This is a genomic window from Methylobacterium sp. 001424705 (genome assembly GCF_059816145.1).
This window is the reverse complement of sequence record NZ_JCBANU010000005.1, coordinates 59,545-74,018: the sequence shown is the minus strand read 5'-3', so window position 1 is coordinate 74,018 and position 14,474 is coordinate 59,545. Positions and strand designations below refer to the sequence as shown.

General features: G+C 69.4%; 17 protein-coding genes. 2 read left to right on the top strand and 15 right to left on the bottom strand.

The window, feature by feature from the left end; genetic code table 11:
* Positions 1 to 11 precede the first annotated feature (11 nt).
* From fliR to AC6EUL_RS05985, 7 genes are all read right to left on the bottom strand, one after another.
* Positions 12 to 776 (bottom strand): flagellar biosynthetic protein FliR, encoded by a 765-nt coding sequence (fliR, locus tag AC6EUL_RS06015; RefSeq protein ID WP_056355546.1) that lies wholly within the window; start codon positions 774 to 776, stop codon positions 12 to 14.
* Between the two features lie 18 nt (positions 777 to 794).
* Positions 795 to 1,061, bottom strand: coding sequence for a flagellar biosynthesis protein FliQ (fliQ, locus tag AC6EUL_RS06010; protein WP_056215843.1), 267 nt, complete (start codon positions 1,059 to 1,061; stop codon positions 795 to 797).
* A 93-nt stretch (positions 1,062 to 1,154) separates the two neighbouring features.
* Positions 1,155 to 1,469, bottom strand: a complete 315-nt coding sequence (fliE, locus tag AC6EUL_RS06005; RefSeq protein ID WP_499869409.1) for a flagellar hook-basal body complex protein FliE — start codon at positions 1,467 to 1,469, stop codon at positions 1,155 to 1,157.
* 32 nt (positions 1,470 to 1,501) lie between these two features.
* Positions 1,502 to 1,912, bottom strand: coding sequence for a flagellar basal body rod protein FlgC (gene flgC / locus AC6EUL_RS06000; protein WP_056215858.1), 411 nt, complete (start codon positions 1,910 to 1,912; stop codon positions 1,502 to 1,504).
* Between the two features lie 30 nt (positions 1,913 to 1,942).
* Positions 1,943 to 2,365 carry a flagellar basal body rod protein FlgB gene (gene flgB, locus AC6EUL_RS05995; RefSeq protein ID WP_056274076.1) on the bottom strand — a complete coding sequence of 141 codons (423 nt, stop codon included), beginning with the start codon at positions 2,363 to 2,365 and terminating at the stop codon, positions 1,943 to 1,945.
* A gap of 337 nt (positions 2,366 to 2,702) precedes the next feature.
* Entirely contained in the window at positions 2,703 to 3,188 is a 486-nt protein-coding gene (locus AC6EUL_RS05990) for a nucleoside deaminase (RefSeq protein WP_244476396.1), read from the bottom strand.
* 368 nt (positions 3,189 to 3,556) lie between these two features.
* A complete protein-coding gene (locus tag AC6EUL_RS05985) occupies positions 3,557 to 3,793 on the bottom strand; it encodes a hypothetical protein (protein WP_244472815.1) in 237 nt (78 codons plus the stop codon).
* Positions 3,794 to 3,823: 30 nt separating this feature from the next.
* Here AC6EUL_RS05985 and AC6EUL_RS05980 point away from each other — a divergent pair, with 30 nt between their 5' ends.
* Both AC6EUL_RS05980 and fliP read left to right on the top strand, forming a co-directional pair.
* Positions 3,824 to 4,942: a hypothetical protein gene (locus AC6EUL_RS05980; protein WP_499869406.1), complete on the top strand. Its 1,119-nt coding sequence runs from the start codon at positions 3,824 to 3,826 to the stop codon at positions 4,940 to 4,942.
* A 140-nt stretch (positions 4,943 to 5,082) separates the two neighbouring features.
* Positions 5,083 to 5,838, top strand: coding sequence for a flagellar type III secretion system pore protein FliP (gene fliP, locus AC6EUL_RS05975; protein WP_499869404.1), 756 nt, complete (start codon positions 5,083 to 5,085; stop codon positions 5,836 to 5,838).
* Positions 5,839 to 5,920: 82 nt separating this feature from the next.
* On the opposite strand, the gene AC6EUL_RS05970 is transcribed toward fliP, so the two are convergent.
* The 8 genes from AC6EUL_RS05970 to fliL all read right to left on the bottom strand — a co-directional run bounded on the left by AC6EUL_RS05970 (position 5,921) and on the right by fliL (position 14,190).
* On the bottom strand, positions 5,921 to 6,094 hold the full coding sequence (locus AC6EUL_RS05970; protein ID WP_082487900.1) for a DUF3606 domain-containing protein: 174 nt from the start codon (positions 6,092 to 6,094) through the stop codon (positions 5,921 to 5,923).
* Between the two features lie 160 nt (positions 6,095 to 6,254).
* Positions 6,255 to 9,692, bottom strand: a complete 3,438-nt coding sequence (locus tag AC6EUL_RS05965; protein ID WP_499869402.1) for a hypothetical protein — start codon at positions 9,690 to 9,692, stop codon at positions 6,255 to 6,257.
* A 133-nt stretch (positions 9,693 to 9,825) separates the two neighbouring features.
* Complete coding sequence (locus tag AC6EUL_RS05960; RefSeq protein ID WP_499869400.1) at positions 9,826 to 10,206, bottom strand: hypothetical protein; 381 nt, start codon at positions 10,204 to 10,206, stop codon at positions 9,826 to 9,828.
* A gap of 71 nt (positions 10,207 to 10,277) precedes the next feature.
* Positions 10,278 to 10,949: an invasion associated locus B family protein gene (locus tag AC6EUL_RS05955; protein WP_499869398.1), complete on the bottom strand. Its 672-nt coding sequence runs from the start codon at positions 10,947 to 10,949 to the stop codon at positions 10,278 to 10,280.
* Positions 10,950 to 11,081: 132 nt separating this feature from the next.
* Positions 11,082 to 11,855 (bottom strand): MotE family protein, encoded by a 774-nt coding sequence (locus AC6EUL_RS05950; RefSeq protein ID WP_499869396.1) that lies wholly within the window; start codon positions 11,853 to 11,855, stop codon positions 11,082 to 11,084.
* Positions 11,856 to 11,887: 32 nt separating this feature from the next.
* A complete protein-coding gene (locus tag AC6EUL_RS05945) occupies positions 11,888 to 12,406 on the bottom strand; it encodes a DUF6468 domain-containing protein (protein WP_499869394.1) in 519 nt (172 codons plus the stop codon).
* A gap of 11 nt (positions 12,407 to 12,417) precedes the next feature.
* Positions 12,418 to 13,635, bottom strand: a complete 1,218-nt coding sequence (fliM, locus tag AC6EUL_RS05940) for a flagellar motor switch protein FliM (protein WP_056215891.1) — start codon at positions 13,633 to 13,635, stop codon at positions 12,418 to 12,420.
* A 51-nt stretch (positions 13,636 to 13,686) separates the two neighbouring features.
* The gene (gene fliL / locus AC6EUL_RS05935; RefSeq protein ID WP_056380023.1) at positions 13,687 to 14,190 is read right to left on the bottom strand and encodes a flagellar basal body-associated protein FliL; all 504 of its coding nucleotides are present in this window, start codon (positions 14,188 to 14,190) and stop codon (positions 13,687 to 13,689) included.
* Positions 14,191 to 14,474: the final 284 nt, after the last annotated feature.

Below are 14,474 nucleotides of genomic sequence, written 5' to 3'. Positions count from 1 at the left end.
CGCGCGGGGGCTCAGCGCCCGGCGAGCTCGGCCAGATAGCGCCCGATATCGTCGAGGAAGACGCTCATCATCACGCCGAGGCTGCCCAGCAGCAGCAGCATCCCGATGAGGACCGAGGCCGGAACGGCCACGAAGAACACCTGCATCTGCGGCATCAGGCGCGCCAGCACGCCGAGCCCCACGTTGAACAGGATGCCGAAGGCGATGAACGGGGCCGAGATCTGCACGCCGAGCGAGAAGCCCCGCGCGATGGCCTTCAACGCGAGGCTCGCCGCCTCGCCCATGCCCGGGACGCCATCCGGCGGGAGCAGGACGTAGCTGCGCCCGATCGCCTCGAGGGCGACGTGGTGCAGGTCGGTCGCCACGATCAGGGTGATGCCGAGCAGCGCCAGGAAATTGCCGATCGCGGTCTGCTGCCCGCCCTGCGTCGGGTCCACCGTCATGGCGTAGGACAGCCCGAGTTGCTGCGAGACGATCATGCCGGCGGTCTGCAGGGCGGCGAGAACCATCCGCACCGTGAGGCCGAGCACCAGACCGACCAGCAACTCGCCGATGAGCAGCGCGATCAAACCCGGACCCGCGATGGCTCCGCCCTGCATCGGCAGGAGCGGCCGCACCGTCGGAAACAGGATCAGGGTGAGCAGCAGCGCGAAGGCGAGGCGCAGCCGCGGCGAGACCAGCTGCTCGCCAACGCCCGGCATCAGCATCACCAGGGTGCCGATCCGGGCGAAAGTGAGGAGGAAGGCCGCCGCGATGCCCGGCAGGAGGAGGTTCATGGCCCGTCATAGCAGGCTTCAGCCGCCGGACACGATGCGGGCCGCGATCCGGGTCATGTAGCTGCCGAGGGCTTCGCCCATGAACGGCAGCATCAGCAGGAGCGTCGCGAACACGGCCACGATCTTGGGGACGTAGATCAGGGTCTGCTCCTGGATCTGCGTCAGGGCCTGGAACAGGGAGATCACGAGGCCCACCACGAGGGCGACCAGCATGACCGGTCCCGCCACCTTGAGGAACACGAAGATGCCGTCGCGGGCGACGTCGATGATGGCGAGACCGGTCATGGAGGGGATGTCATCTCGCGTCGGGGCGGAAGTCTTGGGAGAGCGAAGGCAAAGCGGTTGGCCGCGGTTTCGGGATCGATGGTCCGTGGACGCCTAGATCTGCATCCGCATGATTTCCTCGTAGGCGGAGATCACCCGGTCGCGGACGGCGACGAGGGTCTGGAGGGCGGTCTCGCTCTCGGCCACCGCCGTCACCACGTCGACGACGTTCGCCTTGCCGCCTGCCACGGCGAGCGCCTGGCTGTCGGCTTTGCGTCCCGCCTCGCCGACGCTGTCCAGGCTGGACGTCAGGAGCGATGTGAAGTCGGAGCCCGACGCGCCGGTGGCCGGCGCGATCTTCGGCGAACCCTTGGCGCCGATGTTCTGGATCGCCGCGTAGGCGCCGGCGGCGAAGGCGTTGCTGGTCATGGCGGCGGACTTTCAGGCAGCGGAAGCGGCGGTCAGGCCTTGAGGATCTCGAGGGTCTTGGCGACCATGCGGCGGGTTGCCGTGACCATGTTGAGGTTGGCCTCGTAGGAGCGCTGGGCCTCGCGCATGTCCATGTTCTCGATCAGGCCGTTGACGTTGGGCATCGCCACCTCGCCCCTGGCGTTGGCGCTCGGATTGCCCGGATCGTACTTGGTCCGGAACGGCGAGGTATCGCGGCGCACCCGCCCCGCCTCGATCAGCGACGCGCCGGTTTCGCGGTCGACCTGCTGGGTGAAGGTCGGGATCTTGCGGCGATAGGGCTGGCCGCCGACGGCGCTCGGCGCGGAATCCGCGTTGGCGATGTTCTCGGCGATGATTCGCATCCGGCTCGACTGGGCCTTCAGGCCCGAGGCGGCGGTGGTGAGGGATTTCAGGAAGTCCATGGCGCGCTCCGTCAGGCGTAGGATGGCCGCTCAGCGCTTGCCGATGGCGATTTTGATGGTGTCGAGGCTCTTCTGGTAGAGCGAGGCGGCCATCTGATAATCCGCCTGGTTGTCGCCGGCCTTCATCATCTCCTCTTCGAGATTGACGCCGTTGCCGTTGGGACGGATCTCGAAGTCCTTCACGCGGCGCGGGTCGGCTCCGGGACCGTCCGGGCCTCCACCCGGGGCGATGTGGGACACGTTGGTCACCGCGAGGCTGCTGCTCGTGGTGGCGCCCTGCGGCTGCGACAGGACGGGACCGGATCGTCCGAGGTCTGGGCTGGCGAGATCCCGCGGCTTGAAGCCGGGCAGGTCGGCATTCGCCACGTTCTCGGCCAGGAGCTTCTGGCGCGTCTGGTGCCACTGCATCCGCGTGCGCAGCATGCCGAGAATGGGCAGGTCGGTGACGGACATGGGCGAGACCCTCCCCTCACCCGGAAGAATCTGCCCGGTGGGACCGGCAAAATCTGCCGCCCCCATGGTTAACGCCCGGTTAAACTCCGGGCGTCTCCCTCGAAGTAGGAACAGACCTCAGGGCGTTCTCTGCGTAGGTGGTTTCGCCTGTGGGCATTCCGCGGGCGGCGGCCCACTGGGATTGAGGGGCGCACAAGCCATTGGCGGACCGGCCGACCGGGCATCCTCGCTGGGATGGCGGAGGGCACTGCGGCTCCAGAGAACGCCGAGGGTGATGGCGGCCGCGAGGAAGAGGCCGGCGGCGAGGAAGGGGATCCAACGCGGAACGGTCATCGCCTCAACCCGTCTCGGAGGCGCCCTGCCGCTCGCGCCAGAGCACGTAGGGATGGTCCTCCACCGCCACGGGGAGGTGCTCCACACGCATCGGTTGATCGCCCAGGGGCTGGCAGAGTTCGGCATAGATGCCGGCGCCAAGGAGTCCGTGGCGCTCGCCCTCCTCCGCGCTGTAGGCGAAGTAGGCCTGTTTGATGCCGGCCAAGCGCATGGCCGCATGGCACATCGGGCAGGGGCGACCGCTGGCATAGACGATGCAACCGTCGAGCTTCGGGCGCCCGAGCCGACGGCTTACCTCCCGGATCGCCACCATCTCGGCGTGGTCGGTGGGATCCTGGGTGATCGCGATAGTGTTGACGGCCCGCGACAGCACATCGCCATCGCGTACGATCACGGCGCCGTAGGGGCGCCCGCCCCGGAGAACGTTGTCGCGGGCCAACGCGACCGCGTCGCGCAGATGCGCTTGATGCCGATCTTCCACGGATGCCACGTCGAACCACCTCCGGCTGTGTCGTCCATCCAACGCCCCAGGACCGCTGGCGGGTCCCGTTTCGAGACGAGCGGCAGACGACCGCTTGATGCGCCGCTAACCGCGGGCGGGGCACTGTCATTCCAGGCCGCGTTGCGTATCGGCTTCGCCGTGGAGACACGGCACGCCCCGCCGCTCCGTGATCGGATCGGGCGGCGGGGCGTCCTTGGCGAACCGCAAGTCCTTCAAGACATTGCCGAATTTGTCTTGGCCAAAGGAGCTGTTAACGAAGTCTTAACGTTGTTGCCCGCGCTGGCGCCGGACATGATACTGGGTTTTCCAGTGTTGCGTCGGGCCACGAGCCCCAAAAGCGAGAGACCCCGGTCTTGTCATCGTTCTTCAGCTCGGATGGCTCGTTTCCCCTCCAGTTCGCCATCATCTTCGTCATCATCTTCCTCATCCTTGCGGCGGGCGTCTTCCTGATCCGGCGACTCGGCGGGAAGGGATCGCCCCTCTCCGGCAAGAATTCTCCCCGCGGCCGCCAGCCGCGACTCGGCATCGTCGACATCTACGAGCTCGACCGTCAGCGCCAGCTGATCCTGCTGCGGCGCGACAACGTCGAGCATCTGCTTCTCGTGGGCGGCCCCAACGACGTCGTGATCGAGCGCAACATCCTGCGCGGCATGAGCGCCCGGATGGCGTCCGATGAGACCGCCTTCGACGAGGCTCCCGAGCCGGTGCTGAAGACGATGCCGGAACCGCCGGTATCCGAGCAGGCTCCGGTCCCGAGCCTGGCGCCATCCGTTCCGCCCGTTGCTCCCTATCGTGAGCCGGTCTTCGAGATGGCGGTGCCGTCCCCCGGCGCGGATTACGAGGTGGCCCCACCCCTGGGCGATCGCCCGCGTGCGGCTGCTCCAGAGCCGATGCCGGGCGTCCCGGCCCCGGAGCCGGCCGCGCCGCGACAGCGCGACTCTCAGATTGCGCGCGTCATGCGCCGGACGCCGCCCTCCCTGGCGAACTTCGTTCCTGCCGCGATCGCGGACCGCGTCGGCCTGCCGGAGCGGGGATCCGAGCCCGAAAGCGGTCGCGACACGCCCGCGGAGGCGGTCGCCGCACCGGCGCCTCCCGTCTCGGCATCTCCCGTCTCGGCACCCACAGCCCGCGGCGTCGATGCCGCGATCCTCTCCGACATGGCACGCCAGCTGGAGGAGGCCCTGCGCAGACCCTCGGCGGCGGTCCGTCCCGCCATGCCCATGCAGAGCCCCGTGGCTGAGGCCGTCGCGCCTGCGATGCCCGAAGACAGGCCTGACGCCCCGGAAGCGCGCCCCGAACCCCAGCCGGAGGTGAACCGGGTCCCGGTCGCCGAGGCGCCCGGCATCGATCCCATCGCCGCCGCGATGGCGGCCACCGCTGAGACGTCGGCATCGGACGAGCGGATCGCCGTCGAACCGCGGTCTGCCGTCGACGACGCGCTCTTCGCAGATCGTATTGAGGAGCCAGAGCTCGAGGCCGTGCCGTTGGAGCCGCCCGCTCCGCTTCAGCCCGCTCCGATCGAGCCGGACCCCGTGATCCAAGCGGCGGTCGCCGACGCGCCGGAGGTCGAATCCACCGCTCCCCCGGCGGTGATCGAATCGCCACCCGCCGCAGCGCCAACCCCGCCGCCTCCCGCTCCTGCGCCCGCAAAGGCGCCAGCCAGCCCCAATCCGTTCTCCGTGGAAGAGATCGAGGCGGAGTTCGCGCGGCTGCTCGGCCGCCCTTTGGATCGCAAGCAGTAGACGGATCCGGGGGCGCCCCGCACCCGACCCGCACACCCCGCCGGGGCCGAGTTCGCATGGCCTCGCACGGGGATGCGGCCCGGGGCGCGAATGCTAAGAGGGGCGCGCGGCCGCGTCGCGTCGCATCGCCCGGAACCGGTATGACCGAACCCCGCTCCTTCCCCCTGAGACGCTTGCGCCTGCCGGTCTCGATCGGCCTGGGGCTGGCCTGTGCCACGACGGCGGTGCAGGCCCAGAGCCTTTCGGTCGATCTCGGCACCGGCGGGGTGACCGAACGGGCCCTCCAGCTCGTCGCGCTTCTCACCGTCCTCGCACTGGCGCCCTCGGTGCTGGTGATGGCCACGTCCTTCACCCGGATCGTGGTGGTGCTGTCGATTCTGCGCTCGGCGCTGGGGACGCAGAGCGCCCCGCCCAACGCGGTCGTCACCAGCCTCGCGCTGTTCCTGACCGCCTTCGTGATGGCACCGGTCGGGCGGGAGGCTTATCGCAATGGTATCGAGCCGCTGATCGCCGGGCAGATCACGCAGAGCGTCGCCTTCGAGCGCGCCTCCGCACCCTTCAAGACCTTCATGCTGAAGAACGTCCGCGAGAAGGATCTCAAGCTCTTCCTGGACATGGCGAAGGCGCCGGTTCCGGCCGGCCCCGAAGCCGTGGGCCTCGAAGTGGTGACGCCGGCCTTCATGATCTCCGAGTTGCGCCGTGCGTTCGAGATCGGCTTCCTGCTGTTCATCCCCTTCCTGATCATCGACCTCGTCGTCGCCTCGATCCTCATGGCCGTTGGCATGATGATGGTGCCACCGGCGACCGTGGCGTTGCCGTTCAAGCTGATCTTCTTCGTCCTCGTCGATGGCTGGACCCTGGTGGCGGGCTCGCTGGTGCAGAGCTACGGGACCTGAAGGGCCGCGTAAGCCGGTGGCCATGCACGAAAAAGGGCGCCCGAGAGCGCCCTTCCCTATCGTCACATGCCGGTTCGCGCGATCAGCGCTCGAGGTAGCTCTTCAGGGTCGAGATGCGGTTGCCGACGAGGCGCACGGCGCGCTTCAGGCGATCTTCCGACACGCCGAGGCGCGTGGCCATCGCGCTGCGCTGCTGGGTGTCGAAGATGTCGAGGTGGGTCTTTCCGGTCGTGGTGTCGAGCGGTTCCGTGAGCATGGGAAGGCCTCTGCTGTGCCGGGCTGGAACGTAAGCCGCACGGGTGATTGGGATTGGAGGCAGAACGTCGCCGCGGCGCGTTTGTTGCGCTGGGCCCGACAGAATTCGGCGAATCGCATCAGGCTTTTACGCCGCATGTCCGGCGTGACGTCGTCCCCGCTCAGCCGGGCGGGGTCGCACTCGCCTGGGCGTCGGCCCGCGCATCCGTCTCGCGCTTGCCCGGCGCCGGCACGGCGCTCTCGGGATAGCGCTTGCGGTATTCCGAGAGGAACGCCTGGAGCGTTTCGGCACTGGTGGCCTTCTGCGCGATTTCGCGGAAGCCCGCGGTGCGGACGGCGTTGGCTTGGGTGAGAAGGGCGAAGGTGCGGGCATCGACGCTCTCGGCCATCGGACCCGCAAATTTCGCCCGGAGGCGCTCGAGGCCAAGGGTCTCGCCAGCGAGCCCGTAGGCGATCGCCGCGCGCAGAATGTCCGTGCGGGCGTCGTCGTCAAGGGGTACGCGGCGGCGCCAGGCATCGCCGACCAGTGCCTCGTGCGCCTCCCCGGCGTCGCGCCAGCGCCGGCCGGTCCAGAGGATGTCCGCCCTGAGGCGCTCGGCATCCGGCCCCGTCTCGCCCTCGATGGTCTCGAGAGCGAGGTCGGTGCGGGACAGGTCGGACAGGGCACGCGCCCGCAGCAGCGCCCGCGCCCGGCGCAGATCCTCGGGGAGTTCGGGCAGGTAGGTGGCGTCCAGGGTCTGGAGGGCCTGGAGGGGCTTCTCGTCCATGAGCCGGATGGCCGCGAGTCGCGCCGCCGTGCCCGCACGGCTGGGCCCCGTCAGGCGATGGTCGACCTGATGCTGCAGCAGTTCGCCCGCAGAATCGAGGAGGTCCAACTCCACGAGGCGATCCGACAGCCGCCGTACGATCTCGTCGCCGCGACGGCCCAGTGGGGCGAACTCCTTGAAGTCGAAATACAGTGCCAGGGCCTCGATTCCGGACAGCTTGGAGCTGCGCTCACCGAGGTAGAGATCCTCGAAGAGGGTCTGGGCCATGTCGTGCACGTCGCGCACCAGCGGTGAATCCGTGCCGGTAGAATCGGCGCGGCGGGCGGTCATCATCGCCTGACGCCAGCGTCCCGCCTCGACGTAGAGCTTGGCCAGGGCCGAGATGGTTCGCGGCTCGAGGTCGCCGCCGTGCCAGGACAGGGCCAGGAGCTCCAGGCGCTCGATGGCATCCGCTACCGTGATCTTCCCCGCCGCGTGCCCCAGCACGGTGGCCCTCAGGCGGGCCGAGGCGGCGACCCCTGCCTCTCCGCTTTCGCTGAGGCGCTCGTAGGCATCGAGGGCGGCCACGGTCTGGCCGGTGACCTCGTCGATCCGGGCGCGCAGCAAGGCCAGTCGTTCCTGGGTCGGGCGGTCCGCTGCGCGGGTGGCCGCGACGATCTGGCGGTTGGCTGCATCCCAGTCTCCCGTCTCGACCGCGGCCTCGGCGGCTGCGGTGCGCAGGAGGGCCTGGAGGTCTTCGGGGTAGCGGTCGAGCACGCTCGCGGTCGCGCGGAACGAGGCATCGGCCGCGCTCCAGCGGCCTTCGAGGGCTTCGAGGTAGCCCTGCCACAGCCGCGCCTCGGGATCGTTCCTGAGGATCTCGACGGCCAGACCCGTGCGCATGTCGGACATGCGCCCGATCAGGGCGTTTCCGATTACGGTGAGCATCGGAACATCGCGCTGGCCGGCCAGGACGGGATCGTCGCCGAAGGCGGTCTTGAGGACGCCGAGCGCTTCCAGGGAGAGGCGATTGGCGAGCATCGTGCGCGCCAGGACCATTCGGAGCGGTCCGCGCGCGGCACGCGGTGCCTCCGCGGCCGCTTGAAGCTGGTCGCGGATCAGCTCGCGGGTGTCGCCGCGCTGCGAGGCCTCCCAGGGACCCCGGTCCACGGCGAGGTCACTGAGGGATATCAGGGGCGCATCGGCGGGGCGCGCGACGCCGGAGACGGCCATGCCGCTTTCCCGGCTGATCGCGACCCCGTCGAGGTCCGGCCGCACGAGGAGGTCGTCCGCCTGCGCCAGGACTGCGACGCCCTGCCGGCTCGGCAGCAATTCGAAGTCGACGAAGATCTGCCGTTTCGGAATTCCGGCCGGCTTCGGGCCCCGGCCCGTCACGACGGCGATGCGCTCCCCGTCGAGGCTGAGCCAGGAGGCGACCCCGGGGTTCGGGAGGCGCACGCCGACACTGATCCGCCCGGCCGCATCGGTGACGCGAATCGCCGAGAGGGCGTCGCTCGCAGACAGGTTCTCGCTGGCCACCAACTCCCAGCCGGTCGGGTCCCCGGCGGGGCCGACCGGCACAAGGTCCAGGAGCCGGTCGCGCGGAACGAGAAAGCGCACGGTCACGATCCGACCGGTTCGCGTTGGCGGACCGAGTAGCGCGAGCATGGGATCGCCCGCGGGGACGACGACCGGCTCTGCGGTCTCGAAGACCAGATTGGCGATGCCCGCACGCTCGAACAAAGCGGCCGGCGGCATGGTTTTGAACGGGAACGCGAGGCCCGGTCCGGTGGGGCGTTGAACCGTCGCGGCGACGGGAGCCGCCGGTGCAGCCCCGGACGTCTCCGTGGTCTGCCCCGGCGACCGCTGCGGGGCCTTCTCGGGTTTGGGTTCTGCCGCCCTCACCTCCGTCGCTCTGGTCTCAACTCCCTTGGTCTCGGTCGTCTTTGTCTCGGTCGTCTTAGTCTCGGTCGTTTTGGCCTCGCCGACGGGCCCAGCGCCCTCCCCGGCCTTCGCATCCTGCGCGCTGGGCTTGGCCTTCTCGGCAGGCTTTCGGACGAGGTCGATCGTCGCGCCGTCCTCGTCGCTGAAGGTTCGGATCTCGTAGCCGTCCGCGGGAGTGACGAGAAGACGGGCGCCGGTCTCGTCGCTCTCGGCCGCCAGGCTCTCGATGGACGGCTTCAGGCGCCCGCGGGTGGCGACCTCGTCGATGCGCCAGGCTCCCGGAATCGCGAGGCGCATGGCCGGGCCGACGGCCTCGAAGCGTGGTGCGGCGGACGCCGGTGCACGCAGGCTCAGGCGGGTGAGCGTCGGAAGATGCGCCAGTTCGAGGCGCAGGGTCTTCGGCTCGGCGGGGGGGCGCGCCGCCCGCAAGGCCGCCTCAGCGGCCTGGGTCCGCCGGAACAGCTCGGCCACCACCTCCGGCGGCAGGGCCGGCGGCAGACCGCTCCAGTCCTGCGGCAGGAGATCGACGAACACCTTCTCCCCCGCCTCTTGGACGTTGACGCGGTAGGGGCGTTGCAGGGCAAGGCGTAGGCCCAGTCCGTCGGGATCGCGCCGCACGGCTGTGACGTAGTCCGGCATCTCGGCGGCGATGCGCTCGGAGCCGGCGCTCGCCTTCTCCGAGAAGCCGAGGACGAGCACGGACCCGGACATCCGCGCCTTGACCGAAACCGGGCCGTCGAAGGTCAGGACGAGGCGACCGTAGCGCTCGCTCTGCGCGCCCTTGATCGCCGTGAGTCGTGCGGCGGTCGCCTCCGTCCCCCCGCAGAGAGCCGCGGCCACGATCGAGATCGCGGCGAAGCCAGCCCGAAGCCGACGCCGTCGTGTCGCGATACCGGCATCGAGAGCCATCGCTGGATACGCCAAACCCATGGGGTGGAGCGACTCGCAGCCGAGCCGATCCGCCTTACGCCGCACTGTCCGGCCACTCTCGCGTGTCGAGGCTAACGGGCGCTTAAGACGCGGTGTCGCTTTCTCCGGACCGCTAACGTTTGGCGATCAGACCCGGGATCGTCCGGCCGGTCTCGCCGAAATTCTCGGCGGCGCGCGCGCAATTGGCGGAAATGTCCTTGGTGTAAATCTCCGTATAGGCCCGGCTGCGCAGGTTCAGGTCACCCTGGGCCAGATCGTCGGGCGCGACACCGAGGCCGGCGACGACGGAATTCAAGCGCTCGAAATTCGGTTTGAGGTCGCGGCAGTAGGTTTCCACGAAAGCGAGCAGGCCGGCGAGCTTGGCTGCGCTGTTCTTCTGGCGTTCGGCCTTTGCCTCGGCGGCCGTCGGCGGGGGGCCGGGCGGCTTCTCGGGCGGCCGTTCCTCTTGGGCCCATGCCGGCGCCGCCAGGGCTCCGGCCACCATCAGGGTCATCAGGCTTCGGGTCGGCAGGGCCGATCTCTTCATAGCTACGCTCCTCGGGTCCGGCCGCGCCACGGTCCCGCTCAGCTCGTCAGCGCGATGGCGCGCGCCAGCGCGTTGGCGAATCCTTCGAGCGGTACCGTGATGGTGACGGGTTCTTTGGCCTCCGGCTTCGTCGCGGAGACCAGCAGGTTCTTGGCGGTCTTCATCGTGTCGGTCGCCAGGGTGGGCAGGCTGATGGGCACGAGGCATCCCTCCTGACTGCAGGACAGATAGGGTGCGCCCTTGCCGAGGACGGCCTCGTCGAGCTTGAACGAGATGCCGGGCTCGATGGCGAGGCCGAGCGGCATCAGAATGAAGCCCTGCGCGCGCCCATCGTTGGGCGTCCGGATCTCCAGGGCGAATTCGCGACGGCCCTTGGCCCCCTGGGCCTGCATCACCGCGCATTCCGCCTTCGCGTCGGCCTTGGCCTCGGCCTTCGCGCAGGTCACGGTCCAGTCGCCATAGACCTCGGTGAGGGAGCTCGCACCCGTCGGCCAGCCGGCCGTGGTGGTCGGAGGCGCGGAGGCGGCGGCCGGCATCGGCGCCGCGGGCTTCGCCGGAGCCGGCTTCGGCGGGGCGGCCTTGCGCGGTTTCGGCTTGGCCGGCGCCTCGGTGGCGGCCGGAGCTTCGGCGTCCTGTGCCGCGACGGGAGCCGCCACGGTCACGGCGAAGCTCAGGACGGCGAGGACTCGGATCAGGCTGATGGACGGCACGTGCTTGGCTCCCCGAACCCGCGCGGTGGGGATTTCATCCGCTCGGGATGCCTGCCCCTAGTCGGGCGCGGACGAACGCGCAATGGAGGCGCGGACAACCCAGTGGATGACCGCCTGCAAACGTCAGGGTGGTCAGCGCCGGGGCGGAGGCGTCGGTGCGTCGATCGCCGGGAGTTCGTTCGGGCCGAGACCGGCTGCGACCGTGGCTGCCGGGCCGCCGGCCTGCCCGCGCGCCCGATTGGCCAGGGCCACGGTGAGCTTCTCCGCGGGCTCCGACTGCATCAGCGCCAGCACCTCGGCCATCTTGCGGGGATTCATCGCCAGAACGATCGGCACGAGGACCTCGAGGCTCAGCCGGTCGAACACCCGCGCGGCGTCCTTCGGCTTCATCGTCTCGTACATCGTGACGATATTCTTCAGCGCGGCCCGCTCGGCTTCGGCGCGCTGCGAGCCGCCTCCTTCGGCCTTGTCCTCACCCTGCTTAAGCGTGTCGACGCCCTCTTCCAGCTTGCGCTCGGCGGTGCCGAGCAGCTGCTCGCGCAGATCGAGGGCCTCGCTGCGCTGCTTGAGGGTATCGCGCCGCGCGGCGAGGCGCTCGAGGAGGGCGCGCTCGGACGCCGGCATCGGCTCCGGCGGCGGACGCGGTGCCGGCTTCTCGGGCTCCGGAGCCGGCTTCTCGGGTTCCTTCGGCGTCACCGAGCCGGTGGTCGAAGGGTCTGCGGGCTCGTAATTCGTGCGGGCCTTGGCGAGGACGCGCGCGAACTCCGGCATCGCCGCGCCCGGTTGCGGCTTCGATTCCTCCACCGCGATGGCCGCGACCTTCAGCACCAGGAGCCCGGCCGCCGCCAGGGTCACGGCATCGATCAGGCGCAGCTTCAGTGGCCGCGTCTGACGGAACCGGACCAAGCTGCCGGTCCGTTTCCCGGGGGGCGGCTTCGTCACGCGGCCTTGCTCCGCAGGCGGCCGAGGGCGCGCTCGGACATGGCCAGGGCGGCGGCGGCGGCGACCCCGAGGCGCTCGCCGTTGGGGCTCGACGGTGCGGGCGGTGCGACGCGGACGGGCGAGACCACGCGCTCGAGGTCACGCAACTCCGGTGCCGGGGCCGCCGTGCGAGCGAGCTCGCGGGTCGGGGCGGCCTGGGCCACGATGGAGGCGATGCGGGCGATCACCGTCTCACCCGCCTCCACGTGGGCGGCGAGGTCGGTGGCGTAGCGCTCGGCGGTGCCGAGGCGGTCGGCCAGGGTCCGGTCGCACTCGTCGAGGGTGGCGCGCAGGCCGACGATGGCCCGTTCGGCGGTGGAGCTCGCCATGACGAGGTCGCCGATGGTCTGGCGCAGGGCCGCCTCGTCGGCCTTGAGCTTGGTGATGCGGCCGCTCAGGCGCATCGAGGAGACGATGCTGGCGACCAGCAGGACGGCGACGAGGCCATCGGCCAGGAGGGTGACGAGGAGGCTCATGGCTGGTCGCGTCACCCGTCGTTGCGGTTGTTCATGGAGGCTTCGAAGGCCTGGAGCGTGGTGCGCGACCGGCGCAGCGGCCGGGTGAGCTGCACCGCGATGTTGTCGTCGATCCGGCCGATCCGGCCCTGGGTCAGGGCCCAGTCGCCGCAGCGGATCGCGATCAGGTCCGAGGGTTTGGTGTCGAACATCAGCGTATCGCCGACCTTGAGCGACAGCACCTTCTTCAACGGCAGCATCATCTCGTGCAGCACCGCCTCCATGGTCGCGTCGGCCTGCCAGATCTCCGTGGCGAGGTGGCTTTCCCAGACGTGGTCGCGGCCGAGCTTCTCGCCCATGAAGCTCTGCATGAGCAGTTCACGGATCGGCTCGATGGTGGCGTAGGGGAACAGGATCTGCAGCAGGCCGCCGCGTCCATCCATGTCGAGCTTGAGGCTGATCAGGATGGCGGCGTTGGCGGGCCGGGTGATGGTCGCAAAGCGCGGGTTGGTCTCGATCCGGTCGATGGCGAAGCGCACCGGCGAGAGCGGCTGGAACGAGAGCTCGAGGTCCGTGAGGATGATCTCCACCAGGCGCCGCACGAGCTGCATTTCGATGGTGGTGAAGGGGCGTCCGTCGAGGCGGGTCGAGGAGCCGCCGCGCTTGCCGCCGAGGAGCAGGTCGAGGGTCGAGTAGGCGAGATTGGATTCCACCGTGACGAGGCCGGAATTCTCCCAGGCATCGGCCCGGAAGACGCCGAGCAGGGTCGGCAGCGGGATCGCGTTCAGGTAGTCGCCGAAGCGCACCGAGGTGATGTTGTCGAGGGTCACCTCGACGTTGTCCTGGAAGAAGTTGCGCAGGCTGGTCGACAACAACCGGATCATCCGGTCGAAGACGATTTCCAGCATCGGCAGACGTTCGTACTGGACGACGCCCGAATCGACGATGGCGCGCACGCCGCCGGCCCCCGAGGCCGAGAGCTCGCGCAGGGAGAAGCCGAGGACGCCGTCGATCTCGTCCTGGTTCAGGATGCGGTCGTTGCCGGCGAGTTCGGGGAGATTGTCGGTCTCCCCGTCCTCGATCATCGTCGCCCATTCGGCGGCGACGTCGCTGGCATGGGTGGTGGTGCCCTGTTCGGCGAGTGCCGCGCCCCACTCGTCGGCGAGCGAGGCTTCGCCCCCCTCGCCGTTCTGGGCGATGAGGGCTGCGGCCCAGTCGTCCTCGTCGATCTCGTCTTCCGGTCCGGCCATCAGACTCTCGTCACCTGCGAAACTTCATCCATCCCAATCGGCAGCGCCCGCCTACTGGATCACCACGTCCTTGAAGAGGACCGCCTCCGCCCGGGCCGGGTGGATGGCGACGTTCACCCGGCGCAGCAATTCCTCGCGCAGGCGGTAGATGCCGGCCGACCCGGCGAGGTCGCTCGCACGCAGTTCGCGCAGGTAGACCTGGAAGGCGTCCTCGATGCGCGGCATCAGGGGCTTCACCTCGCCCTCGACCTTGGCGTCCTTGAGCTCGATCGCGACCTTGATCTTGGCGAAGCGCGTCCGGTCCTGGCCCGGCTCGCTGGCGAGATTGACCATCATCTCGCGGACATCGAGGAACACGACCGGCTTCTTCACCTCGGCGGCCGCTTCGGCGTGGCCGTCGCCGGCCTTCTTCTTCAGGAAGACGAAACCGCCGCCACCCACCAGCGCCAGCACCACCGCGCCGATGATGATGAGCTTCTTCTTGCCGCCTTTCGGGGCCTCGCCCTCCGCGCCCTCCTCACCCTCGGCGGTGGCCTTCTTCGGCTTCTTGGCCATCGCTGGACCTCGGGACTGCGCGGTGGGGCGAGCGGGATCCGCTCGACGACATCGACACCCTCGGATGTCGACCCTCGCAGAGGTATCGGGCCAGCAAGGTTAACGCGTCGTTAAGGCGGCAAAAGCTGCCGGGTCGGACTTGCCGCGCGGTCGGACACGGCAGGCGCTGCCTGATCGTCGATATCTATCTAAGATATTGACGATGTTCGTAAAATACGGATTTTCAGAGCTGGCACGGCCCATGCGGATGTCGGGACATCGTCGCTCGTCGGGGCTGAGAGTGT

What these genes read in the sequence shown, in the direction of transcription:
- fliQ (WP_056215843.1), bottom strand. Translation starts at nt 1,061, where the DNA reads ATGACCGGTCTCGCCATCATCGACGTCGCCCGCGACGGCATCTTCGTG.
- AC6EUL_RS05945 (WP_499869394.1), bottom strand. Translation starts at nt 12,406, where the DNA reads ATGAGCCTCCTCGTCACCCTCCTGGCCGATGGCCTCGTCGCCGTCCTG.
- flgB (WP_056274076.1), bottom strand. Translation starts at nt 2,365, where the DNA reads ATGTCCGTCACCGACCTGCCCATTCTCGGCATGCTGCGCACGCGGATG.
- AC6EUL_RS05985 (WP_244472815.1), bottom strand. Translation starts at nt 3,793, where the DNA reads ATGCTCGACGTTGTCGCGCCGCAGCAGGATCAGCTGGCGCTGACGGTC.
- fliP (WP_499869404.1), top strand. Translation starts at nt 5,083, where the DNA reads ATGACCGAACCCCGCTCCTTCCCCCTGAGACGCTTGCGCCTGCCGGTC.
- AC6EUL_RS05960 (WP_499869400.1), bottom strand. Translation starts at nt 10,206, where the DNA reads ATGACCCTGATGGTGGCCGGAGCCCTGGCGGCGCCGGCATGGGCCCAA.
- fliM (WP_056215891.1), bottom strand. Translation starts at nt 13,635, where the DNA reads ATGGCCGGACCGGAAGACGAGATCGACGAGGACGACTGGGCCGCAGCC.
- fliE (WP_499869409.1), bottom strand. Translation starts at nt 1,469, where the DNA reads ATGACCAGCAACGCCTTCGCCGCCGGCGCCTACGCGGCGATCCAGAAC.
- AC6EUL_RS05965 (WP_499869402.1), bottom strand. Translation starts at nt 9,692, where the DNA reads ATGGCTCTCGATGCCGGTATCGCGACACGACGGCGTCGGCTTCGGGCT.
- flgC (WP_056215858.1), bottom strand. Translation starts at nt 1,912, where the DNA reads ATGGACTTCCTGAAATCCCTCACCACCGCCGCCTCGGGCCTGAAGGCC.
- fliR (WP_056355546.1), bottom strand. Translation starts at nt 776, where the DNA reads ATGAACCTCCTCCTGCCGGGCATCGCGGCGGCCTTCCTCCTCACTTTC.
- AC6EUL_RS05970 (WP_082487900.1), bottom strand. Translation starts at nt 6,094, where the DNA reads ATGCTCACGGAACCGCTCGACACCACGACCGGAAAGACCCACCTCGAC.
- fliL (WP_056380023.1), bottom strand. Translation starts at nt 14,190, where the DNA reads ATGGCCAAGAAGCCGAAGAAGGCCACCGCCGAGGGTGAGGAGGGCGCG.